At 65.4% G+C, this 23177-nt stretch carries 23 protein-coding genes; 11 read left to right on the forward strand and 12 right to left on the reverse strand.

Annotation, left to right across the window (positions count from 1 at the left end; genetic code table 11):
- Positions 1–37: 37 nt before the first annotated feature.
- Both FLQ44_RS06060 and FLQ44_RS06065 read right to left on the reverse strand, forming a co-directional pair.
- Complete coding sequence (locus tag FLQ44_RS06060) at positions 38–1102, reverse strand: glycosyltransferase family 4 protein (protein ID WP_147693538.1); 1065 nt, start codon at positions 1100–1102, stop codon at positions 38–40.
- Complete coding sequence (locus tag FLQ44_RS06065) at positions 1090–1911, reverse strand: UDP-2,3-diacylglucosamine diphosphatase (RefSeq protein ID WP_240801195.1); 822 nt, start codon at positions 1909–1911, stop codon at positions 1090–1092. Before FLQ44_RS06065 ends, FLQ44_RS06060 begins: the two co-directional genes overlap by 13 nt.
- Before the next feature lie 173 nt (positions 1912–2084).
- Here FLQ44_RS06065 and FLQ44_RS06070 point away from each other — a divergent pair, with 173 nt between their 5' ends.
- Positions 2085–3713 carry a phosphoethanolamine transferase gene (locus FLQ44_RS06070; protein ID WP_147693540.1) on the forward strand — a complete coding sequence of 543 codons (1629 nt, stop codon included), beginning with the start codon at positions 2085–2087 and terminating at the stop codon, positions 3711–3713.
- A 69-nt stretch (positions 3714–3782) separates the two neighbouring features.
- Here FLQ44_RS06070 and FLQ44_RS06075 read toward each other — a convergent pair whose 3' ends face one another.
- Positions 3783–5123, reverse strand: coding sequence for a sigma-54 interaction domain-containing protein (locus FLQ44_RS06075; RefSeq protein WP_147693541.1), 1341 nt, complete (start codon positions 5121–5123; stop codon positions 3783–3785).
- A gap of 211 nt (positions 5124–5334) precedes the next feature.
- On the opposite strand from FLQ44_RS06075, the gene cydP reads away from it, so the two are divergent.
- Genes cydP through FLQ44_RS06105 form a run of 6 tightly spaced genes read left to right on the forward strand, consistent with a single transcriptional unit; the run spans position 5335 to position 9177 of the window.
- Positions 5335–5529, forward strand: a complete 195-nt coding sequence (gene cydP, locus FLQ44_RS06080; protein ID WP_147693542.1) for a cytochrome oxidase putative small subunit CydP — start codon at positions 5335–5337, stop codon at positions 5527–5529.
- Positions 5519–7072: a cytochrome ubiquinol oxidase subunit I gene (locus FLQ44_RS06085; protein WP_147693543.1), complete on the forward strand. Its 1554-nt coding sequence runs from the start codon at positions 5519–5521 to the stop codon at positions 7070–7072. The genes cydP and FLQ44_RS06085 overlap by 11 nt, the downstream gene beginning before the upstream one ends.
- A gap of 9 nt (positions 7073–7081) precedes the next feature.
- Positions 7082–8221 carry a cytochrome d ubiquinol oxidase subunit II gene (cydB, locus tag FLQ44_RS06090; RefSeq protein ID WP_206208688.1) on the forward strand — a complete coding sequence of 380 codons (1140 nt, stop codon included), beginning with the start codon at positions 7082–7084 and terminating at the stop codon, positions 8219–8221.
- A gap of 57 nt (positions 8222–8278) precedes the next feature.
- On the forward strand, positions 8279–8404 hold the full coding sequence (cydX, locus tag FLQ44_RS06095; protein WP_147688601.1) for a cytochrome bd-I oxidase subunit CydX: 126 nt from the start codon (positions 8279–8281) through the stop codon (positions 8402–8404).
- Positions 8397–8678: a cyd operon YbgE family protein gene (locus tag FLQ44_RS06100; RefSeq protein ID WP_147693545.1), complete on the forward strand. Its 282-nt coding sequence runs from the start codon at positions 8397–8399 to the stop codon at positions 8676–8678. Before cydX ends, FLQ44_RS06100 begins: the two co-directional genes overlap by 8 nt.
- Positions 8679–8709: 31 nt before the next feature.
- Positions 8710–9177 carry a hypothetical protein gene (locus FLQ44_RS06105; RefSeq protein ID WP_147693546.1) on the forward strand — a complete coding sequence of 156 codons (468 nt, stop codon included), beginning with the start codon at positions 8710–8712 and terminating at the stop codon, positions 9175–9177.
- 13 nt (positions 9178–9190) lie between these two features.
- Here FLQ44_RS06105 and FLQ44_RS06110 read toward each other — a convergent pair whose 3' ends face one another.
- Positions 9191–10072, reverse strand: a complete 882-nt coding sequence (locus FLQ44_RS06110; RefSeq protein ID WP_147693547.1) for a DMT family transporter — start codon at positions 10070–10072, stop codon at positions 9191–9193.
- 86 nt (positions 10073–10158) lie between these two features.
- On the opposite strand from FLQ44_RS06110, the gene FLQ44_RS06115 reads away from it, so the two are divergent.
- Positions 10159–11100, forward strand: coding sequence for a LysR family transcriptional regulator (locus FLQ44_RS06115; RefSeq protein WP_147693548.1), 942 nt, complete (start codon positions 10159–10161; stop codon positions 11098–11100).
- Between the two features lie 424 nt (positions 11101–11524).
- On the opposite strand, the gene FLQ44_RS06120 is transcribed toward FLQ44_RS06115, so the two are convergent.
- Complete coding sequence (locus FLQ44_RS06120; RefSeq protein WP_147693549.1) at positions 11525–12304, reverse strand: ferredoxin--NADP reductase; 780 nt, start codon at positions 12302–12304, stop codon at positions 11525–11527.
- A 243-nt stretch (positions 12305–12547) separates the two neighbouring features.
- Here FLQ44_RS06120 and FLQ44_RS06125 point away from each other — a divergent pair, with 243 nt between their 5' ends.
- From FLQ44_RS06125 to FLQ44_RS06135, 3 genes are all read left to right on the forward strand, one after another.
- A complete protein-coding gene (locus FLQ44_RS06125; protein ID WP_147693550.1) occupies positions 12548–13537 on the forward strand; it encodes an isocitrate/isopropylmalate dehydrogenase family protein in 990 nt (329 codons plus the stop codon).
- 189 nt (positions 13538–13726) lie between these two features.
- Positions 13727–14977, forward strand: a complete 1251-nt coding sequence (locus tag FLQ44_RS06130) for an ATP-binding protein (RefSeq protein ID WP_147693551.1) — start codon at positions 13727–13729, stop codon at positions 14975–14977.
- Positions 14974–15501, forward strand: a complete 528-nt coding sequence (locus FLQ44_RS06135) for a response regulator transcription factor (protein WP_147688626.1) — start codon at positions 14974–14976, stop codon at positions 15499–15501. Before FLQ44_RS06130 ends, FLQ44_RS06135 begins: the two co-directional genes overlap by 4 nt.
- 372 nt (positions 15502–15873) lie before the next feature.
- On the opposite strand, the gene FLQ44_RS06140 is transcribed toward FLQ44_RS06135, so the two are convergent.
- The 7 genes from FLQ44_RS06140 to FLQ44_RS06170 all read right to left on the reverse strand — a co-directional run bounded on the left by FLQ44_RS06140 (position 15874) and on the right by FLQ44_RS06170 (position 23107).
- Positions 15874–17055 carry a PAS domain-containing protein gene (locus FLQ44_RS06140; RefSeq protein ID WP_170252844.1) on the reverse strand — a complete coding sequence of 394 codons (1182 nt, stop codon included), beginning with the start codon at positions 17053–17055 and terminating at the stop codon, positions 15874–15876.
- Positions 17056–17330: 275 nt separating this feature from the next.
- Positions 17331–18713, reverse strand: a complete 1383-nt coding sequence (locus tag FLQ44_RS06145) for an FAD-binding oxidoreductase (protein ID WP_147693553.1) — start codon at positions 18711–18713, stop codon at positions 17331–17333.
- Complete coding sequence (locus tag FLQ44_RS06150; RefSeq protein ID WP_147693554.1) at positions 18706–19053, reverse strand: hypothetical protein; 348 nt, start codon at positions 19051–19053, stop codon at positions 18706–18708. Before FLQ44_RS06150 ends, FLQ44_RS06145 begins: the two co-directional genes overlap by 8 nt.
- A gap of 8 nt (positions 19054–19061) precedes the next feature.
- Positions 19062–19685 (reverse strand): glutathione S-transferase family protein, encoded by a 624-nt coding sequence (locus FLQ44_RS06155; protein ID WP_147693555.1) that lies wholly within the window; start codon positions 19683–19685, stop codon positions 19062–19064.
- Between the two features lie 74 nt (positions 19686–19759).
- The gene (locus tag FLQ44_RS06160) at positions 19760–20431 is read right to left on the reverse strand and encodes an exopolysaccharide biosynthesis protein (protein ID WP_206208689.1); all 672 of its coding nucleotides are present in this window, start codon (positions 20429–20431) and stop codon (positions 19760–19762) included.
- Positions 20432–20455: 24 nt separating this feature from the next.
- Positions 20456–21811 carry an aldehyde dehydrogenase family protein gene (locus FLQ44_RS06165; protein ID WP_147693556.1) on the reverse strand — a complete coding sequence of 452 codons (1356 nt, stop codon included), beginning with the start codon at positions 21809–21811 and terminating at the stop codon, positions 20456–20458.
- 120 nt (positions 21812–21931) lie between these two features.
- Positions 21932–23107: an NAD(P)H-dependent flavin oxidoreductase gene (locus FLQ44_RS06170; RefSeq protein ID WP_147693557.1), complete on the reverse strand. Its 1176-nt coding sequence runs from the start codon at positions 23105–23107 to the stop codon at positions 21932–21934.
- Positions 23108–23177: the final 70 nt, after the last annotated feature.

Consider the following 23177-nt stretch of genomic DNA (forward strand, 5'->3'; position numbering starts at 1 on the left):
GGTATCCACCCGGTGTGGCCGGCTTTTTCATGTGCGGCTAGCGCCCGCCGCTGGTAAAGGCCATGCCTTCCTGTTCCCCTACCGGGCGGGCGTGCAGCTGCGCTTCAAACTGCAGCGTGGCGGCGGCCCAGGAAAAGCCCTCGGCCACGCGGCGTACGTGCTGGCGGTCTAGCGATAGCGCCTGCAGGCAGGCGGTTTTCAGGTCGTCGTGCAGCACGCCGCCGCCGCTATTGCCCACCACATCCAGCGGCCCGGCTACCGGGTAGGCGGCTACCGGCGTGCCGCAGGCCATGGCCTCCAGCAGCACCAGGCCAAAGGTGTCGGTGCGGCTGGGGAACACAAACACGTCTGCCGCGCGGTAAATGCGCGCCAGCTCGGCCTGTGGGAACACGCCGGCAAAGTGTACCGCCGGGTAGCGTGCCTGCAGCTCGGCCAGCTGCGGGCCTTCGCCGACTACCCATTTGCTGCCGGGCAGGTCCAGCTGCAAAAACGCCTCGATGTTCTTTTCTACCGCTACGCGGCCAACGTAGACAAAGCGTGGTGGTGCCGTGTCCAGCAGGTCGCGTTCGCCGGGGCTGAAGGTGGTGGTGTCTACCCCGCGGCTCCACAGCACCACATTGTGAAAGCCACGGGCTTGCAGGTCGGCCACAATGGCCGGGGTGGGCGCCATGACCGCCTGCGCAGCGTTGTGAAAACGGCGGATCCAGGCGTAGCTGATGGCCAGTGGCAGCCGCGTGCGTGCGTGGATGTATTCGGGAAAGCGCGTGTGATAGGCGGTGGTGAAAGGTTGGCCGCGGCGGCGGCACCAGCGCCGTGCAGCCATGCCCAGCGGGCCTTCGGTGGCAATGTGCACCGCGTGCGGGGCAAACTCGGCCAGGCGGGCGGCGGTTTTGCGGTAGGGCAGCAGCGACAGGCGGATATCCGGGTAGGTAGGGCAGGGCAGGGTAAGAAAGCCATCGCCGTCGTCGTGTTCGCCACCTTGCGGCGTGACCATGGCCACCTGGTGGCCCAGCGCCCGCAGCTCGCGCACGGTTTCGACGATGCTGCGTACCACGCCGTTGACCTGCGGGTACCAGGCGTCGGTGATGATCATGATGCGCATGTTTCGGCCTCCTCCAGCGTGCCTTCGCGTACCGGCTGGGCCGCGATGGTAGTGGGTGCGGCGGCGCTGCTGGCCTGGCTGGTCCAGTACACCACTTCCAGCCGGCCGTCGGCGTGTTCTACCAGCGCGGACAGGCTTTCCACCCAGTCGCCACAGTTGCCGTACACCACGCCGCCGATGTCTTTGACCTCGGCCTTGTGGATGTGGCCGCAGATCACGCCGTCAAAGCCACGGCGGCGGGCTTCGTCGGCCAGGATCTGTTCAAAGTCGCTGATGAAGTTCACCGCGTTCTTCACCTTGTGTTTCAGGTACTGCGATAGCGACCAGTACGGCCGCCCCAGCTTTTGCCGCAGCCAGTTGTAGTGGCGGTTCAGGTGCAGGATCACTGTATAGAGGCTGTCGCCTACATACGCCAGCCACTTGACGTGCTGGATGACGCCGTCGAACTCGTCGCCGTGGATGATCAGCAGGCGTTTCCCGTCGGCGGTGAGGTGCTCGGCTTCCTGGCGGATGGCAATGCCGCCAAAGTCCAGGCCGCAGTATTGCCGCGCCGCCTCGTCGTGGTTGCCGGGTACGTAGATCACCTGTGTGCCCTTGCGCGCCTTGCGCAGTACCTTTTGCACCACATCGTTGTGGCTTTGCTTCCAGCCCCAGGATTTTTTCAGCTGCCAGCCGTCGATGATGTCGCCCACCAGATACAGCGTGTCCGACTCGTGGTGTTTGAGGAAATCCAGCAGGAAGCTGGCCTGGCAGCCACTGGTGCCCAGGTGGACATCAGACAGCCAGATAGTGCGGTAGCGGTGGCTCATGGTGCGCTCCGGCGTAGCAGATAGCGCCATGCTGCGTGGTGCATGTGACAGCAGAATGTGCCCGCTGTGACAGCGGCGTGACGCCATTTATCGCCATGGCACCCGTTTGATAAGCCCGACTTAAGGTTGCCTTGTTTCACTGTGGGCCCTATCTCGCAAACTTGGCTGCCTGCATGTTTTCCCACGTTTTTCGCCCTTTGCGTGCCGAAGTGTTGGCCGCCAGCCTGGCCGTGCTGCTGGTGCTGTTTTTCAATATGGCTTTCTGGCAGCGGCTGTTTGCCATCGTCAGCCCGCTGGATGGCCATGGCGTAAAAATGCTGGGCCTGGCGTTTGTGCTGCTGAGCGCATTGTTCAGCCTGCTGCTGCAGCTGCTGGTGTGGCCGTGGGTGGGCAAGCCGCTGCTCACCGTGCTGCTGCTGCTTACCGCCGGGGTCAGTTATTTCATGAGCCAGTACGGCGTGCTGATCGACATGAATATGGTGCGCAACGCCATACAAACCGACGGCGCCGAGGTGCGCGACCTGCTAACGGTCAAGATGGTGCTCACCGTACTGCTGCTGGGTGGCCTGCCCAGCCTGTGGCTGTGGAAAACACCGGTGCTGTACCGCCCGCCGCTGCGCGAGCTGGGGGCCCGTGTGGTGGCGCTGCTGGTGAGCGCCGGGGTGCTGGTGGCGGTGGCCATGGTGGGGTATCAGGACTTTGCCTCGCTGTCTCGCAATCACCGCGAGCTGCGCTTTGCGCTGACGCCTACCAACTACCTGCAAGCCAGCAGCTCGTATATCAAGCGCCTTACCGCCAAGCCGGCCGTGCTGCAAAAAGTAGGGGAGGATGCCAGCCGTACCGCGCCGTGGCCTGCCGGCAGCAAGCCGCGCGTGCTGGTGCTGGTGGTGGGGGAAACCGCCCGTGGCGACCATTTTTCGCTCAATGGCTACCCGCGCCAGACCAACCCGCAGCTGGCGCGCATCCCTGGCCTGATCAACTACCCCGATACCTGGTCTTGCGGCACCGAAACCGCGATCTCGGTGCCGTGCATGTTCTCGTCCCTGCCGCGCGACAAGTTTGATGCTGATGAGGCCAAGCAGCGCGAGAACCTGCTGGATATCCTGCAGCGGGCGGGCGTACAGGTCAGCTGGCGCGATAATAATTCCGGCTGCAAAGAAGTGTGTAACCGCGTGCCCACGGACATGGTATTTGGCGACAAGAACCCGGCTTTCTGTGCCGATGGCGAGTGTTTTGACGACATTCTGCTGGATGGCCTGCCGCAGCGGCTGAAGGCACTCAAAGGCGATGCCGTGATTGTGCTGCACCAGAAAGGCAGCCACGGCCCGGCCTATTACAAGCGCTACCCGAAAGAGTACGAGCGCTTTACCCCGGTCTGCCGCACCAGCGAGCTGCAAAAGTGCAGCCAGCAGGACATCATCAACGGTTTTGACAACACCATCCTGTACACCGACGCCATCCTGGCCAAAACCATCGCCGCCTTGCAAGCCGAGCCCGCGGTGGCGGGTGGCATGATCTATCTGTCCGACCACGGCGAATCGCTGGGCGAAAACAATATGTACCTGCACGCCACGCCGTATCTGGTGGCGCCAGACGCGCAAAAGCACATCCCCATGGTGGCGTGGTTCTCGCCGGCCTGGCAGCAGGCAGCCGGCATGCAGCAGGCTTGTTTGCAGCAGGGCATCCAGCAGCGCTACAGCCAGGACAACCTGTTCCATAGCGTACTGGGCCTGATGGGGGTGAAAACCGCCGTGTACCAAGCCCCGCTGGATATGTTTGCCCGCTGCCGCAGCCCGCGTTGAGCGGCTAAGGGCGGGCAAAAAAATGCCCGCCTGATGATGGCGGGCGAACGCAAACTTGGAGGTATGCCCTCAAGGCATAGCATCTGGCGTGCCAGCTGTGCCCTGCTGCAGCGCGGCCAGCTTGCGGTACAGCGTGCGCTCGGTAATGCCCAGCTGGGCAGCCAGGCTGGCGCGGTCGCCCTGGTGGCTGGCCAGTGCCCACGCCAGATAGCGCTGTTCCAGCCCGGCCAGCGGTAGCAGCGGGCTATGAAAACCGGCGCCAGGGTTGGCCGCAGGTGCCGCCAGCGCGTCCAGCCACAGGTGTTCCGGAAGGATGCGGTCGCCATCGCACAGCAGGCTGGCGCGCTCCAGCATATTGCGCAGCTCGCGGATATTGCCGGGGAAGGGGTGTTGCAGCAGCCAGGCCAGTGCGTCTGCCGACAGCGCCAGCGCACGCCCTGGTGCGACGCGTGCCAGCAGCGCCTCGGCCAGCAGCGGGATATCTTCCTGCCGTTCGCGCAGCGGTGGCAGGCGCAGCGGAAACACCGCCAGCCGGTAGTACAGGTCAGCGCGGAAGCTACCCTCGCGCACCATGTGCGCCAGGTCGCGGTGGGTGGCGGCAATCACCCGAAAGCGCGCCGGGATGCTGCTGATACCGCCCACGCGGCGGAAGGTGCCGGTTTCCAGCAGGCGCAGCAGTTTCACCTGCTGGCTGGGGGGCAGGTCGCCGATTTCGTCCAGAAATAGCGTGCCGCCGTTGGCCGCTTCCACCAGGCCCTGCTTGCGCTGCGTGGCGCCGGTGAACGCGCCTTTCTCGTAGCCGAACAGCTCGCTCTCCAGCAGGGTTTCCGTCAGGCTGGCGCAGTCTACCGCCACAAATGGCCGCGCTGCGCCGCCGCCATCGTGAATCGCCCGCGCCAGGCCTTCCTTGCCGGTACCCGATTCCCCTTGCAACAGCACCGCCACCGGCGACGGCGCGGCGCGCTGCGCCAGCAGCAGCATGCGGCGAAACGCCGCACTGCGGCCAACCATGCGGTCCGGCACCGCCTGGCTGCTGGCCAGCGCCAGCGGTTTCATCTTCTCCACAAACAGCAGCGGGTAGCCGCTGACATCTGACATGGGTGACAGCTCCACGTCCACGTGTTCGTCGCCGTGGCGGCTGCGGTGTATGTGCAGCACGCGCTCGGGCTGGCCGCTTGCCAGTGTGGCTTTCAGCGGGCAGCTTTCGCCTTCCTCGTCGCAGGGGCGGCTGTAGCCGTGCGATACCGCAAAGCAGGTACGGCCAACTGCGTCGTCACCATAGGCCGCACGGTAGGCCGGGTTGGCGTGGCGGATGTGGTAGTCGGGGGTAATCACGATGCGCGGGTCGGGCACGGCGTCCAGCATGGCGGCGATGGTAGCCAGGGTGGATTGTGGCTGAATGGGTGACATATATGTCAGTCCTGACATGACAGTGTTGGCTGATTATGCCGCCAAAAGTGGCGGAATGGCAGCTTTGGCCCGTTTCAGGCATGGCACGGCACTTGCACTATGGGGGGCAGGCTGCGGCAACGTGTCACATTCCGTGAAGTTGGCCGCATGCGCACACTTTAACCCTGTTGCCGGCATGGCTTGCCGGCGGCTTTTGCTCAGGGAGGGCGGCATGTTGTTACCGGAAGACCGACGCTTGCGCCGTGAATTGTTATGGGTGGTGGTGCTGAAACTGGCGGTGCTGTACGCACTGTGGCACGCCTTCATCGCCCCGCAGCGGGTACAGGTAGACACGCAAGCCATGGCCAATGCCGTGGCCGCGCCAGTGCCTGCCGCCCGTCAATCAGGAGAAGAACATGATCGATAATGTTGTGGACTTGTCGCGGCTACAGTTTGCCGCCACAGCCATGTACCACTTTCTGTTTGTGCCGCTCACGCTGGGGATGGTGTGGCTGCTGGTGATGATGGAAACCGTGTGGGTAATGACCGGCAAGCAGGTGTACCAGGACATGACCAAGTTCTGGGGCAAGCTGTTCGGCATCAATTTTGCGCTGGGGGTGACCACCGGCATCACCATGGAATTCCAGTTCGGTACTAACTGGGCCTACTACTCGCACTATGTGGGCGATATTTTTGGCGCCCCGCTGGCCATCGAGGGCCTGATGGCGTTCTTCCTGGAATCCACCATGATCGGCCTGTTCTTCTTTGGCTGGGACCGCCTGTCGCGCAAGCAGCATTTGCTGGTGACCGTGCTGATGGCCATTGGTACCAACCTGTCGGCGCTGTGGATCCTGATTGCCAACGGCTGGATGCAGAACCCGGTAGGTGCCGAGTTCAGCTACCACACCATGCGCATGGAAATGACCGACTTCTGGGCGGTGGTGTTCAACCCGGTGGCGCAGGCCAAGTTCGTGCACACCGTGTCGGCCGGCTATGTCACCGGTGCCATGTTTGTGCTGTCGATTTCCAGCTGGTACCTGCTGCGTGGCCGTGATGTGGAGTTTGCCAAAAAGAGCTTCCGTATTGCTGCGGCGTTCGGCTTTGCCAGCGTGTGCTCGGTGATTGTGCTGGGCGACGAGTCCGGCTATTCGGTAGGCGAATCACAGCAGACCAAGCTGGCCGCCATGGAGGCCATGTGGCACACCGAGCCGGCGCCAGCGTCGTTTAACGTGATTGCCTGGCCGAACGAAGCCGAGATGAAAAACGATTGGGCCATCGAAATACCCTGGGTAATGGGCCTGATCGGCACCCGCTCGGTCAGCAAGGAGATCCCCGGCATTCACGAAATCGTGGCGGCCAACCGTGCCCGCATCGTCTCCGGCCAGCAGGCGGTGGTGGCGCTGGACACGCTGCGCGCCAACCGCCACGACGCGGCCGCCCAGGCGCAGCTGAAAGCGCACCAGGCCGACCTGGGCTTTGGCCTGCTGCTGAAAAAATACAGCGCCAATGTGGCAGATGCTACCCCGGCGATGATCGATGCCGCCGCACGCGACACCATCCCCAAAGTAGCGCCGATGTTCTGGAGCTTCCGCCTCATGGTGGCGCTGGGCGTGGCCATGCTGGGCCTGTTTGGCTGGGCGCTGTGGGCGTCGATACGCGGCAGCTTTGCGGCCAACCGCCGCTTGCTGAAGTTCGCCCTGTACAGCCTGCCGCTGCCGTGGCTGGCCTGCGAGGTGGGCTGGTTTGTGGCCGAGTATGGCCGCCAGCCGTGGACCATCTACGGCGTACTGCCCACGCGGCTGTCGGTATCCACCTTGTCTGAAGCGTCGCTGTACGGCTCGCTGGCCGGTTTTGTCGGCTTCTACACCGTGCTGCTGTGCGTGGAGATGTACCTGATGGTGCGCTTTGCCCGCCAGGGCCCCGGCAGCCTGGGTACCGGCCGCTACGCCAACGAAGCCCCCGCTCACTAAGGAGTCATCATGCTGGATTACACAACCCTGAAAATCATCTGGTGGGTACTGGTGGGCGTGCTGCTGGTCGGCTTCGCTATCATGGACGGCCACGACATGGGCGTGGGCACGCTGCTGCCCTTTGTCGGCAAGGGCGACGTAGAGCGCCGTGTGGTCATCAATACCGTGGGCCCGCACTGGGACGGCAACCAGGTGTGGTTCATCACCGGTGGCGGCGCCATCTTTGCCGCCTGGCCACTGGTGTACGCCACCGCGTTCAGCGGCTTCTACTGGGCCATGCTGGCGGTGCTGTGGGCGCTGTTCTTTCGCCCGGTGGGTTTTGACTACCGCAGCAAGATCGACCACCCCACCTGGCGTAATGTCTGGGACTGGGGCCTGTTCATCGGCGGTTTCGTGCCGCCGCTGATCTTCGGCGTGGCCTTTGGCAACCTGTTCCAGGGCGTGCCGTTCCACTTCGATAACAATCTGGTGCCGTACTATGAAGGCAGCTTCTGGGCGCTGCTGAACCCGTTTGCCCTGCTGTGCGGCGTGGTGTCCAGCGCCATGATCACCGCCCACGGCGCCATCTACCTGATGCACCGTACCGAGGGCGATATCCAGGCCCGCGCCGGCCGTGCGCTGCACGGCAGTGTACTGGTGGCGCTGCTGGGTTTCACCGCGGCGGGTGTCTGGCTGGCCAAGGGCATAGACGGCTACGCCATCACCTCAGCAGTACAAACCGGCGCATTGCCAGACCCGCTGGCCAAGACCGTAGCGCGTGAAGCCGGTGCCTGGCTGGCCAATTACCAGCGCTGGCCGCTGACCCTATTGCTGCCGCTGCTGGCTTACGCCGGCCTGATCGGCGCGCTACTGCTGGCCAGGGTTGGCCGCACCTTTGCCGGCTTCTGGGCCAGTGCGCTGGGGCTGGCCGGCATTATCGGCACCGCCGGCATGTCGCTATTCCCCTTCATCATGCCGTCGTCCAGCCACCTGGCGTCCAGCCTGACGGTGTGGGATAGCGTGTCCAGCCAGCTGACGCTGGGCCTGATGCTGGGGGCTACCGTGATCTTCATGCCCATCATCATCCTGTACACACGCTGGGCGTACCGCGTGATGGGCGGCAAGGTTACTGCCGCGTATGTGCGTGAAAACAGCCATAGCGCTTACTGAGTGCCTGCCCGGCCCGCAGGCCGGGCGGTACCATTTTGCAGATCGAAAGGAAACATCATGTGGTATTTCGCCTGGGTACTGGGCATCGGCTTTGCCGTGCTGCTGGGGGTGTTGAACGCAATGTGGGGCGAGTACGAGCAAGACCGCGTGCTGCCAGGCCCGCCGGAGCAGGGCGGTGTCTGAGGCCGCCGCTATTCGCCCGCTGGCTTTGCTGTTGGGGGTAGGGCTGATGCTGGGCGTTAGCCTGCAGCCGCAGTTGCTGGCCACCCCGGCCGGGGTGGCAGACCACCCGGCCGCCATGCTGCTGATGTGGGCCATGTCGGCGGCGCTGGTGCGCGGCGTGGGGTTTGCCCCGCGCCACTGGCTGCCGCGATGGGTGTTCAGTGCGCCGGCCATGTGCCTGGCACTGTTGGCCGCACTGTGGCGCATGGCCAGCCTGTATGGCTTGGCGTTATGATGAGAGATGTTCTCATCTGAAAGCCCTTGCCATGTTGCGCCGCCTGTTTGCCCTGTTATCGCTGTGTCTGTTGCTGGCCCCCGCCGCCTTGGCGGCCAACCTTGCCGTGGGGGACGCCGTGCCGCCGCTGGCGCTGGCCGACCAGTTCGACAAGCCGCACACGCTGGGCAGCGACACGCGCTGGCTGCTGTTCAGCCACGACCGCGCCACCAGCGACGCGCTGCACCCGCTGCTAGCCGGGCTGAGCCCGGCGCAGCGCCAGGGCGTGGTGTACGTGGCCGACATCAGCCGCATGCCGGCGCTGGTGTCGCGGCTGTTTGCCGTACCCGCCATGCGTGAGCTGCCGTTTGCCGTGTGGCTGGCGCGTGATGCGGCCAACGTGGCCATGCTGCCGCGCGAGGCCGGCAAGCTTACCGTGCTGGCGCTACAAGGCGGCCAGGTAGCGGCGGTGCATTATGTGGCCGACGTAGCAGCGCTGCCCGCCTTGCTGGCACCTTAGCGGGGCATCCATTTCAGGTAGGCGCTGATCTGGCCGGCCACGCCAGCCAGAGCGCCGCACCGGCGATCATCAGCCCGCCCAGCCAGCCGCTGGCGGCCAGTGGCTCGCCCAGCCAGCTCACCGCAAACAGCGCCCCCCACAGCGGCTCGCTGCCCAGCAGCAGGGCCACCTTGCTGGGGCTGGTGGCGGCCAGCGCATGGTTCATCGCCCAGAAGGCAAACAGCGTGCAGCACAGCGTGAGAAACAGCATGGGCAGCCAGAAGCCGGCCTGTAGCGGCAGCGCGGGCAGCCCGCCTGGCTGCAGTACGCCCAGCACCAGCGCGGCGCCCCCCACCAGCAAGCCTTGCACCCCCGTCAGCCCCAGCATGTCTATGCCCTTGCCAGCGGTCAGCCGCGTCGCCAAACAGCTCTGGAAAGCGCGGATCAGCGCGGCCAGCAGCATCAGCGCATCGCCGTGATTTAGCCCGCCACTAGCCATGCCGGTGAGCAGCCAGGTACCCAGCAGCGACACGATGGCCGCCAGCCACAGCTTGCCGGCCGGGCGCTTGCCCAGCCATAGCCATTCCACTGGTGGCGTCAGCAGCAGGCACAGGCTCACCAGAAACGCTGCCTTGCCGGCACTGGTGTGCGCCACGCCGGCGGTTTCGGCCAGAAAAATCGCCAGCAGGCCCACGCTGGTGGGCAGCGCCACCCGCACCGTGGCGGCCCGCTGCGCCGCGGGCAGCCGCAGCCAGTAGGGCAGCAGCAGGGCGGCGGTCAGCAAAAAGCGGATGGCGATGACGCCGGCCACCGGGTAGTAGGCCAGCGCGGTTTTCACCATGCTGTAGCTGCTACCCCAGATCACGGCGGTGAGCAGCAACAGCATCTCGGGCGGTAGCGGGCGGCGGGTGGGCATGATTTCTCCTTGTCTTGTGTGTGGCCCAGTATGAAACTGTTCGCACAGGCTGATAATGGGCCATTCAGGCAAAGGATTTGTGCGCGATGAGAACAAATGAACTGCTGCCGCTGCTGCCAGACCTGGCGGTGCTGGTAGATGTGGTCGAGGCCGGGTCGTTCAGCGCGGCAGCGCGGCTGCAGGGCAGTACGCCGTCGGCAGTGAGCCGCCAGATGGCGCGGCTGGAGGCGGCGCTGGGGCTAACGCTGCTGGAGCGCAGCACGCGCCGTTTGCGCCTGACCAGTGGCGGGCAGGAGGTGGTACGCCACGCCCGCAGCATGCTGGAGGCAGCCCGTGCCGCCTGCGACGGCGCCGCCCGCCACGCCAGTACCGTGGCAGGGCGGGTCAGGTTGGCCGCACCCAAGGCCGCTTTGCGCCAGATCATTCATCCACAGCTACCGCTGCTCTTGCAGACTTATCCACAATTGGCGCTGGAATTGCAGGTGAATGACCAACCCGGCGACCTGATCGCCGACGGCGTAGACATCGCGCTGCGGCTGGGCGACCCGCCGGCCGGCTACGTGGCGCGGCCATTCATGGTGGTGCGCACCAAGCTGTACGCGGCGCCTGCCTATCTGGCCGAGCACGGTACACCGCAGCACCCGTCCGAGCTGGTACGCCACAGCTGCCTGCACCTGGCCGAACAAGCTGGCGACGACGAGTGGTGCGCGGTGCGCGATAACGAACGCGTGGTGGTAAACGTGCGTGGCCGCTACGCCAGCAACCATAGCGAGATGCGGCGCGAGGCGGCGGAGTGGGGCATGGGCATCGCCAGCCTGCCCGACTTTACCGCGCGCCAGGGGCTGGATTCGGGCCGGCTGTTGGCCGTGTTGCCGGCCTGGCAGCTGCTGGGGCGCTATCAGGGCACCAGCTGGCTGGTCTACCACGCCGACCGCTACCGCGCGGCGCGGGTACGGGCGGTGGTGGATTTCCTGCTGGGGGTGGCCACGCAGCAGGGCTATGGCGCGGCCAGCCTGCCTGCAGGCTGACTCACCGGCAGCACAAAGCAAAACACCCCGCGCAGGCGTAACGCCAGTCAGTTAACGCTGACTGGCATTTTTTCGCTAGGGGTTTGTTGTGTTGAAGCGTGCTTTCGTGTCCGCTATGCGGACGATGCTTAAATGCCGGTTCCGCCCGGCAGACGGGAAAGGGGGCGGATTGCCGCCCCCTTTTCATTCCCCCGCAACCCGGGGCTACTCGAAACCCCGGTCAAAATGGCACACCCCAGGCGCCGCCGAACTCGCCCCTCGCTAACGGCTCGGGGCTCAAACAAATCGGCGTCTTAAAACCTGGGGCGCACCATTTTGACCGGCTCGCGCCAACGGGATGGGGCGCTTCACTCACGCCCTCCCACTTGTAACTGAACGGCATTACCCAGGGGCGGGGTGTGCAGGGTTGGCCGCAGGCCGGCGCTTACTTCTCGACGAAGGCGCGCTCGATCGCGAAGTGGCCAGGCTCGCCCATGCGTGGCGATTCCTTGAAACCCAGGTCTTCCAGAATATGGCAGGTGTCTTCCAGCATGGCCGGGCTGCCGCACAGCAGGGCGCGGTCGGTTTCCGGGTTCAGCTGTGCAATGCCCAGCTGCTTGGCCAGCTCGCCGCTCTTGATCAGGTCGGTCAGGCGGCCCTGGTTGCGGAACGGCTCGCGGGTCACGGTAGGGTAGTACACCAGCTTGTCGCTGATCATCTCGCCCAGGAACTCGTGCTCGGCCAGCTCTTTGGTGATGTAGTCGTGGTAGCCCAGCTCGTTTACCCAGCGCACGCCGTGGATCAGGAAGATCTTGTCGTACAGGTCGTAGACTTCCGGGTCCTTGATGATGGACATGAACGGCGCCAGGCCGGTACCGGTCGCCAGCAGGAACAGGTGCTTGGCGTTAGGCAGCAGGTTGTCCTGTACCAGGGTGCCGGTAGGTTTGCCGGAGATCACCACCTTGTCGCCCGGCTGCAGGTGCTGCAGGCGCGAGGTCAGCGGGCCGTTTTGCACTTTGATGGAGTAGAACTCCAGGTGCTCTTCCCAGTTGGCACTGGCCACGGAATAGGCGCGGATCAGGGGTTTGCCGTTCACTTCCAGACCGATCATCACGAACTGGCCGTTGATGAAACGCAGACCCGGGTCGCGGGTGCAGGTGAAGCTGAACAGGGTGTCGTTCCAGTGATGGACGGACAGGACGGTTTCGGTCGAAAGAGTAGCCATGTGGATTGTCTTTGAATACAGGCAAAAATCATCAAGCGCGTATTCTACCGCAGCTTGCAAATAACTGCTTGGACGGAAAGGTTCTGTCTTTATTGCATTTTTTGATATTAATCAATTTATATAATGACATGGGTTCTCGATAAGCTGGCGCCAGCAGGCTGTCAGGGTGTCAGACAGCTTGTAGTTGCCAGCCTACATGCTGCGCGCTATGTTGCCCTGCAACAACAACAGGGAGAAAGCGCGATGAAACTGTGTGTAATCGCTGGTGACGGCATCGGGCAAGAGGTGGTGCCGCAGGCGGTGCGCGTGCTGCACAGCATGCTGCCAACACTGCAAACGGTGACGGCCGACGCCGGCTGGGCCACCTTCCAGCAGCAGGGCACGGCGCTGCCGGACACCACACTGGCTGCCGCGCGTGATTGCGGCGCGGTGCTGTTTGGCGCGGTGAGCTCGCCGGCGCGGGCGGTGGCGGGCTACCGCTCGCCCATTGTGCAGCTGCGCCGCCTGCTGGGCTGCCACGCCAACCTGCGGCCAACCCTGAGCCTGCCTGGCTGTGGGCTGCCGGGGCTGGATTTGCTGATTGTGCGCGAGAACACCGAAGACCTGTACGTGGGCGAGGAACACAGCGACGGCCACACCGCCACCGCCATCAAGCGCATCACCCGCGCCGCCTCGCTGCGGGTGGCCGACACCGCTTTTGCGCTGGCGGCGGCCAGCGGGCGGCAGCGCATCACCATTGTGCACAAGGCCAATATCCTGCCGCTGACCGACGGCCTGTTTCGCGATTGCGCGCGCGAGGTGGCCGCAGGCTACCCGCAGCTGACGATAGACGAGCTGCTGGTGGATACCGCCGCCCTGAAGCTGGCGCAGGCGCCGCAGGCGTTTGATGTATTGCTGGCGCCCAATCTGTACGGCGATATTTTGTCCGACCTGGCCGCCGCGTTTGCCGGGGGCCTGGGCGTGGCGGCGTCGCTTAATCTGGGGCCGGGCGTGGCCATTGCCGAGCCGGTACACGGCAGCGCGCCGGATATTACCGGGCAGGGCGTGGCCAACCCGGTCGCCAGCCTGCTGTCGCTGGCCATGCTGCTGCGCCACCATTGGCAGCTGCCCGCCGCCGCCACGCAGCTGGAGCAAGCCGTGCAGCGCGTACTGGCCAGCGGTACTCGCACGCCGGACCTGGGCGGCAGCACCGGCACGGCGGCGTTTTGCGATGCGGTGATCGCCGCGCTATAGCCCCTGCGACAAGGTGTCGCATTCCGCCACCGCCGGCCATGCGCTACATTGTGTCTGGCAGGGGGGCGCCCCTGCTTGCGAATAGAACACTTGATGCCGCCCTACTCCAAGAGGGCGGCTTTCTTTTTTGGGCGCGACAAAATGCCGCAGCCCTGCGCCGGCCGGCATGCCGGATGGTAAAGTGCCGCCATGATGCCTACTGTGTTTCCGGCCCTGTTTGCGGCCAACCTCGACCTGGTGCACCAGCGCCTGCTGCAGCTGCGCTGGGTCATGCTGCTGGCGGCTTTGCTGCTGATCGTGCTGGGCCAGCTGGCCGGCCTGGTGTTGCCTCTGCTACTGCTGGGCCAAGCCTGGCTGACGCTGGCGCTGCTGAACCTGGCGACGCCATGGCTGGCGGCGCAGGGCTGGCAGGTGCGCAGCCTGATCAGCCTGGGCTTGCTGGCCGATATGGTGGTACTTACCGAAATGCTGGCGTTTACCGGCGGTGCGGCCAACCCTTTGGCCTCGCTTTACCTGCCGCCGGTCTTGTTTGGGGCTCTGTTATTGCCCCCTGCACGAGCCTGGGCGCTAGCCATCATCAGCCTGATGGCCTACGGCCTGCTGTTTGTCTGGCACCTGCCGTGGCCGCTGGCCGGTAGCGATGCCGCCTATGCTTTCCAGCTGCACCTGGTGGGCATGTGGATCACCTTTGCCGTGTCCGTTACCCTGCTGACCGGCTTTGTGTCCTATCTGGCCTGGCAGCTGTCGCAGCGCGAAGCGGCGCTGGCCGCGGCACGCGAGGCGCAGCTGCGCGACGAGCAGCTGGTGGCGCTGGGGGTTCAGGCTGCCGGTGCGGCGCATACGCTGTCTACACCGCTCAATACGCTGACCCTGCTGTGTGACGACATGCTGGCCAGCTACACCACGCCCCCCGCGCTGCTCGACGACCTGCAGCTGATGCACAGCCAGCTGGCGGTATGCCGCGACGCGCTGGCCAGGCTGAAAGCCGGTGCCGAAAGCCGCCCGGCGCCGCAGCCGCTGTGCGAGGCGCTGGACGAACGCCTGCAGGGCTGGCACTCCAGCCGGCCGGACGTAAAACTGCTGCGCCACGGGCTGCGGCAGGGTGGCCCGCTGGTGGCGTTCGACCCGCGCTTCTGGCCGGCGTTTTTCAACCTGCTCAATAACGCCGCCGAGGCCGGTGGCGGCGAGGTGGAGCTGACCGTGGCCAGCAGCGCAGGCTGGCTCACGCTGCACATCCACAACCGCCGCGGCAGCCTGAGCGACGCCCAGCTGGCGCGCGCCGGCCTGGCCCCGCTGGACAGCAACAAGCCTGCCGGCCTGGGCCTGGGGGTGATGCTGTCGCACGTGACGCTGTCGCACCTGGGCGGCGAACTGAACCTGGATAACGACCCGCAGGGCGGTGTGCGCGCCACCCTGCGTCTGCCACTGGATACCCCATGAACGACTTGCTGATTATCGATGACGACACCGCTTTTGCCGGCGTACTGGCGCGCAGCCTCACGCGGCGCGGCTACAGCGTGCGCCATGCGGCCAACCCTGACGCGGCGCTGGCCGAGGTCATGGCGGCGCCACCGCCACAGGTGATTCTGGACCTGAACCTGGCCGGCGAAAGCGGCCTGCGCCTGCTGCCACAGCTGCTGGAAAAAGCACCGCAAGCGCGCGTACTGGTGCTCACCGGCTACGCCAGCATTGCCACGGCGGTAGAGGCGGTGAAACTGGGTGCGGTGAACTATCTGGCCAAGCCGGCCGGTGTGGACGACATCCTGAACGCGCTGGGCCAGGTGGCGGCCAACCCTGCGCAGGACGTGACCGCGCAGCCGATGTCGCTCAAGCGCGTGAGCTGGGAGCACCTGCAGCGCGTGCTGGCCGAGCACGATGGCAATGTGTCGGCCACCGCCCGTGCCCTGAACATGCACCGCCGCACCCTGCAGCGCATGCTGGCCAAACGGCCGGTGAAGAACTAGCCCCTGTGCCTGCTGATGGTGGTGACAAAGCCGGTAGCAGCGCCGGCCTGGTATGCCATCAGCCTGGCGAGCATCGCTATTTATTGACAAAGGTGGTGTGCCAGCAGGGCTTTACTGTTGCTTGGCTGGCATTCAATAAGGGAACTTATTGCCAATGCCCTAACAAAGCCATGGACAATCTAGAGCAATTGCGTTAAATTGTGCACTGCACTCAAGCCGAAAGGTTTTTGTGGTGTTAGCCCCTCGAAGCATTGAGTCGGCCCCTCGCCGGCGAGATGTTTCTTCCTCGTGTTGGCCCCTGTGGAGGACCCTCAGGGGATTTTTTTTGCCTGTCGTTTTTGCCCCCTCCTTATTCAGCAGCCATGCCGTGCATCAGGCAGGCTCCGGCTTGTGTGCCGTGTCGCTGTCAGTCTGGCCAAGCTCGGTAATGGATGCCAATACATGTTGCTTGCTGCCCACCAGCAGCGGTGACAGGCCGATCTTGCAGGGAAACAGGCTGCCATCACGCCGCCGTGCCAGTAGCACCTGGCTATCCGCCATGGGGCGGCTGGACGGCGCTTGCAGGTAGTGCTTCATCTTGCCGTGGTGCTGTTCACGCTGCGTTTCCGATAAAAGGTAGCTGAAGTGCTGCCCCAGCAGGGTGGCGCGCGAGTAGCCAAACAGGTTTTCCATGCGGCTGTTTACCAGCCTGATCAGCCCTGCCTCATCCACCATCATCAGCCCGTCCGGAATGGCCTCCACCACCTGGCGCAACAGCGCTTCGTTCTGGCGTAGCGCGTCTTCGCTGCGCTTGCGTGCGCTGATATCGATAGCCGAGGGAATCAGGTGGGTAATGCGGCCGTACTCGTCGCGTAGCGGCGCCAGCATGAAGTCGATGGGGGTCAGCGTGTCATTAGCCAGGCGTACCACGATGTCAAAGCGGGACACCTCGCCGCAGGCTGCGCGCAGTACCGCGTGCTGTATCTGCGCCTGGACTTGCGGCGAGTAGTTCCACCAGGGGCAGTCCCAGAATTTCAGCCCGCGCACATCTTCTATGCGTATGCCGGCGGCTTCCAGCGGGGCGCGGTTGGCACTTTGCAGGGTGCCGTCCGGCGCCAGCACACCGACAAAGGCAAACAGGTTATCCAGCACGCGGCGCAGATGGCCTTCGTTTTCGCGCTGTACGCGCTCGGCTTCGTAGCGGGCGGTGACATCTTCTACCATGGCCAGAATGCCGCAGGGCTGGCCATCCGGCATGGGCAGCGGGTGGTAGCTGGCTTCCCAGTGGCGCAGCTGGCCGGAGCCAGGGGGGATTTCGGCGCTGGCGGCAAAGCGTGTACGTGGCTGGCCGCTGCTTTGTACGGCTTGCATGATGGCTTCCAGCGCCGGCCCGGCGTCAGGGATGACGTCCCGCGGGCGGCGGCCGATATGGGCTTCTGCCGGCTGGCCGTTGGAGCTGGCTAGCTGTGGGTTGATATGCAGGTAACGAAAATCGGCGTCCAGCACAGCAATGCCTATCGGCGCGCTATTGAGCAGGGTGTTAACCAGCCCTGCCGGGTCGGGTAGCAAGGACATTGGGCACCTTCTATCGAAATAACCTGTATTCAGAATAGCCATTTGTCCTGACAACACAATGCTTTTCAAATAGGGGGGCCAAAGGTGTGGTATTGCCGCCATGCCGTGAGTCTGTAGCACGTTGTGCCTGGCGCTTGTTCAAAGTCTTTTCATGGCTGCGGCTGCTTACTGTTGGCGCATCGCGGTGTCGGCGCGCCAAGGCAGTGAATGTGCACGGCCGGCAGTGTCCGCTTGGCAGCTGGCCTTGTGGCAGGCCAGCGCATTGGCTAACAGACCTACAGCCAGCGCCCGGGGTTCATGATGTTGTGCGGGTCCAGCAGCTGTTTGACGCCGCGCATGATGGCCAGCGCGGCCGGGTCTTTGTAGCGTGCCAGCCAGTGTGCTTTCAGCTGGCCGATGCCGTGCTCGGCGGCCAGCGTGCCGCGGTAGCGGTACACGTGGTCGTAAACAATGGCATTCACCGCGTCTTCGTCGGCAAACAGCTCGGCGTTGCCGGGGCGGGTGTAGCTGATGTTGTAGTGCAGGTTGCCGTCGCCGGCGTGGCCGAAGGCGACGATGCGCACGCCGGGGAAGGCGGCTTCCAGCGCCGCGCCGCAGCTGGCCAGAAACGCCGGTATGGCCGAGCTGGGCACACCGATATCGTGCTTGATGCTGGGGCCTTCGCGCTTTTGCATGTCGGAGATATCCTCGCGCAGCTGCCACAGCCGTGCCCGTTCCGCCTCGCTTTGCGCCAGTACGCCGTCGCTGAATGCCTGGCCGGCCAGCCATTGCTCGAAGCTGGCTTGTAGCGCGGCAGGCTCGCCGCCGTCTGACAGCTCCACCAGCACCACCCACGGTGCAAAAAACGGTACGCAGCCGGGTTTGTGTTTATCCGAGATGCGCAGGCACAGGTCCGACATCATTTCAAACGTGGTCAGGCGGTCGCCAAAGCGCGCTTGCAGCGCATTCAGCGTGTCGATGGCCGCGTCGGCGCTGTCTACGGCCAACAGTGCGGTGCTGTAGGCGGTGGGCAGGGCAAACAGCTTGAGCGTGGCGCCGGTAATCAGCCCCAGCTGGCCTTCGGCACCGATGAACAGCTGCTTTACATCCAGCCCCGTGGTGTCTTTGCGCAGCGCCGATAGTGCATCCAGCAGCGTGCCGTCCGGCAGGACTACCTCCAGCCCCAGCGTCAGCTCGCGCATGGTGCCGTAGCGCAGCACGGCCAGGCCGCCGGCGTTGGTGGACAGGTTACCGCCTATCTGGCAGCTGCCCTCGCTGGCCAGCGATAGCGGAAACAGCCGCCCCACGCTGGCGGCGGCTTGCTGCACCTGCGCCAGCGTGCAGCCGGCGTCCACGGTGATGGACAGGTTGGCCGCATCGATGCTGCGCACGCGCTGCATGCGGCGCAGGCCGATGATGAGCTGGCGGCCGCTGGTATCCGGTGTGGCGCCGCCGCAGGTAGAGGTATTGCCGCCCTGCGGCACGATGGCAATGCCCTCGGCCGCGCACAGCGCCACCAGCGCGGCCACTTCTTCGCGGCTGGCCGGTAGCGCCATGGCCAGTGGCTGGCCGGTGTAGCGGCCACGCATGTCGGTTACGGCGGGGGCCAGCTCGTGCGGGGTGGTCAGCAGGTTGGCCGCACCCACAATGGCGGCCAGTTGGGCGTGCAGTTCAGTCATCTCGGGGCTCCGCAGCGTGTTCTGGCTGCGCCTCTACATAGGCATCGCAACCGTGGCCGATGGCCAGGTAGCGCCGTGCCAGGCGGTGGAATAGTGGCTCGGCAGCGGCAGGCAGCCAGCGCAGATAATGCCGCGGGGCCAGCAGCAGGCCGCAACCGTAACGGGCTTCCGCCGCCTGCCATTGCAGCGCGGGGCAGGGGCCGTGGCGGTGCAGCAGCAGCAGGTGCGATAGCGGGCAGGGCGCGGCGGCGCAGCACACGCCACAGCCGTTGCACGGCGCACCGGGTTCCGGCTTGGCCGGTGACTCGCGCTGTAGCCAGATGCGCTGCGGCTGCGCCATGGCGGGGTTTACTCGTCGATATCCGGGGCCATCAGCGTGGCCGGGTGTTCCCAGCCCGGCTGCGCGGCAATGCGTGCCAGCCAGGCGGCCACGTGTGGCCAGGCGTCCAGCGTCAGGCCGGCGTCGTCGATCACCCACAGGTAGGCGCTGGCGGACAGGTCGGCAATGGTGAGGCCGCTGGGCAGCAGGTAAGCCTGGCCAGCCAGGTGGGCGTTCAGCACGTCCAGGTCGCGGCGGGTGCGGGCTTCCAGCCAGGCATCGGCGCCCGGGTCCAGCGGGGCAAACTTGCGCGCGTAGCGCAGGTTGGGCAGCGAGAAACCGATGCGGTTGGCCTCCCAGCTCAGCCATTCGCGTATGCCCTGGCGCTCGCCGGGTTGGCCGGCCAGCACGCCTTCGCTTTCGGCCAGCCATTGCAGGATGGCGTTGGACTGCACCATGGGCTCGCCGTCCACTACCAGTGCCGGTACTTCGTCCCAGCGGCTGGCGGCGCGGAAATCGGCCTCGCGTTCTTCGCGTGGCAGGCTGAGCGACACGTGGCGGTATTCGTGCGATACATCGCCCAGTACCAGGGCCAGGCGCACTTTGTAGCTGTGGCCGGAAAGACGGTTGCCGAACAGGGTGATCTTGCTCATGTGGGGTTCCTGTGCCTGCGTGGGCGTATGCATAAAAGCACGATGATACGCGCAAGGCGCGGGCGGTGGCAGCCCTATAGCCAGCCCGCCGGCAGGCGCTGCGCCAGCCATAGCAGGATTTCCGCCCCGGCCCACCACAGTAGCCCCACGTAGAGCCAGGCCAGCACGGTCGCCACGTAGCCGGCCAGCAGCATGCCGCCGTCGCGCACGCGCAGGCCCCAGGCCAGCAGGGCGATGGCGGCGGCGGGCACCACATTATCGAATGACACCAAGGGCATCGGCGTCATCATCGATGCCCCGGCCAGCGCCAGCATGCCGCCGTTCAGCCAGCGCCAGCGCGGGCCGCTCAGCGCCAGCAGGCGTGGCTGGCTGATACGCCCCAACAGGCAGGCCAGGCGGTGCAGTACGCGGTGCAGCGGGCCGTGCAGGGCGTGGGGGACATGGCGGCGGCCCAGCCAGGCGGGCAGCGGAAACGGGCGCGCCAGCGCGACAGACAGTGCCACCAGCAGACAAAACGCGCCCACGGTGGTGGCCATGCCGGGGATGGCCACCGGCAGCAGCAGCGGTGCGGCCAACAGCCCCAGCCAGGTGAGCTGCTGGCGCGGGTGGCGGCCTATCAGCTGGCCCAGCGAGCCGTGCTGTAGCTGCTGGGCCGCTAGCGCAATGCGCAGCCAGCTACGGCGTGGGGTGGGGCGGGTGGGGCGTGAGGGCAGCATGGCAGGCTCGGTAAGGGGCAACAGTGCCATGCGACCATGCCTGTGCTTGCCGGTTCATTTTTGCCAGTAGGTTTTCACGTTCACGAACTCGTACAGGCCGAACTCGGACAGCTCGCGGCCGTAGCCGGACGCCTTGACGCCGCCAAAAGGCAGGCGCAGGTCGGAGCTGGTGTAGCGGTTGATGAACACCGCACCGGCTTCTATCTCGCGCCCCAGCTGCCAGGCGCGCTCGACATCGGCACTGAAGATGCTGGCACCCAGGCCAAACGGTGTGTCATTGGCCAGGCGCAGCGCGTCGGCTTCGTCGCGGGCGCGCAGGAGGGTGGCCACCGGGCCGAACACTTCTTCCTGGTACACGCGGCAGGCCGGGCTAACGTGGTCCAGCACCGTGGCGGGGTAAAAGAAGCCGGCACCGTGCGGCATCACGCCGCCGGCCAGCAGGCTGGCACCCTGGCTGACGGCGTCCAGCACCTGCGCGTGTAGTGCCTCGCGCAGGTCGGCGCGCGCCAGCGGTGCCAGCGTGGTGTGCTCGTCGGCCGGGTGGCCGGGGCGCAGCGCGGCCACGTGTTCCAGAAAGCGCGCCACAAAGGCGTCGGCAATCTCCGGCACCACGATCATGCGCTTGGCGGCGTTGCAGCTCTGGCCCGCGTCGCGGTAGCGCGAGTGGGCGGCTTCCTGCGCGGCGGCGTCGATGTCAGCGTCGGCCAGCACGATAAACGGGTTGCTGCCGCCCAGCTCCAGCACAGTTTTTTTCAGGTGCCGCCCGGCCAGCGCGGCTACCTGGCGCCCAGCGGTGGTGGAGCCGGTAAAGGCCACCGCGTCGCAGCCCTTGATGGCGTCTTCGGCCATGTCGTGGTTGATCCAGGCCACATCCAGCACGTCCAGCCCGGCCTCGTGCACGATATCCAGCAGCAGCGCGGTGCACTGCGGTACCGACGGCGCCGGTTTCACCAGGCAGCCGTTGCCGGCCATCAGCGCCGGAATGGCAAAACGCAGCACCTGCCACACCGGGTAGTTCCACGGCATGATGGCCAGCACCAGGCCCAAAGGCTCGAAGGCTACGCCGCTGCGGCTGGCCTGGGTGGGAATGTCTTTGGGGGCCAGTAGCGTGGGCGCCAGCTCGGCGTAGTAGCGGATCAGCTGCGCCGATTTGTCGATCTCGGCCAGGCATTCGCGCTCCAGCTTGCCCACCTCCAGCGAGACCAGCGCCGCCAGCGCGTAGCGGTGGGCGCTAAGCGCGTCGGCCAGGCGCAGCAGGCGTGTGGCGCGGGTGGCGGTATCCAGGTGGGCCCAGGCGTGCTGGGCACGGCGCAGGCTGGCTAGCTGGCTGGCCAGCTGCTCTTGGCTGCTGAGGGGGCGGGTAAAGACGACTTCGCCTGTGGCGGGGTTACAGCTGGTAAACGCGGTCATGGCAGGGCGTAGTAAAGGGGTTACATGACAGAAGCAGCCCACTGTAACAAATGCGGCCAACCCTGACCACGCTGCCGCAGCACGGGTAAGGTTAGCCGCATTGTGCGCAGTGCTTGCCGTTCAGGCCGGCTGCAGGTCCAGCGGTTTTTCGCCGGTCAGGAAATAGTGCATGGTTTCGCTGGCGCTGCGGATGGCGTCGCCAAACGGCAGCGGGTCGGCCCCGCGGAAGAACAGCCCCTTGCTGACTTCGCCACGGAAGGCGGCGGCCAGCTTGAGGTCGATGCAGAACTGGCCCACCTTGGCCAGGCCGTCGCGCAGGCCGCACACGCTCAGGCAGTTCAGCGCCTGGGTGCAGCGCGCCGGGTCGGCTTTGGCGTTGGCTTGCAGCTTGTCTTCGCGCTTCAGGTAGCTTTTCAGGAACGGGGTCAGCACGCCGCGTGCCGGCAGGCCGGCTACCGACATGAACTCGGCAATATCGTCGCGGCTGGCGCCAGCCAGCGTGCGCTTGAAGTTGATGTGGGCGTCGCCGTCGCTGGTCACGGCAAATGCGGTGCCGATCTGCACGGCGCTGGCGCCGTAAGTATTCAGATAAGTCTGTACTTTTTCGTGGCTGTTTACCCCGCCGGCCACAATCAGTGGCACGCGTTCGCGCTCCAGCCCCAGGTCTTTGAACAGCGCGAAGGTTTCTTCCAGCACGCGGGCAAAGTCAAACTTGGCATCGCCCACGTCGCTGATGCGGGCCGCGCCCAGGTGGCCGCCGGCGTGGTTGGGGTGCTCGATCACGATAGCGTCCGGCAGGCGGCCTTTTTTCATCCAGCGCTTAAGCACAATGCCAATGCCGCGCGATTCGGACAGGATGGGTATCAGCGCCACGTCCGGGTGGCTGGCGGTCATTTCCGGCAGGTCCAGCGGCAGGCCGGCGCCCATCACCACCGCGTGTGCGCCGGATTCGCAAGCCTGGCGCACCAGCGCGGCGTGGTTGTCTACCGCCTTCATCACGTTCACCGCCACCATGCCGTGGCCGTCGGCACGCTGTAGTGCGCCTTTTATCTCGCGGTCCAGCGCAATCAGGTTCAGGCGGTTAATGCCTTCCTGGCCCTGCTGGTTGGCCGCATCGGCCATCAGGTCGTCGTGCAGGTGGCGCAGGTCCACGCTGGCCACCGTGCCCAGGCCGCCGGCACGCGCCACAGCACCGGCCAGCTGTTTGGCCGAAATGCCCACGCCCATACCCCCTTGTACGATAGGCAGGAGTTCACGACCACGGATGACGAGGGGGGAGAAAAGGGAGCGGGGCATGCGTGCTTTCAACAGAAATAGAGTAGGCGCACGATTGTGATAAGCGTAAAAAAGCCGTGCGTTGACGTGG

It is taken from the genome of Vogesella mureinivorans (assembly GCF_007644035.1).
Lineage (GTDB): Bacteria > Pseudomonadota > Gammaproteobacteria > Burkholderiales > Chromobacteriaceae > Vogesella > Vogesella mureinivorans.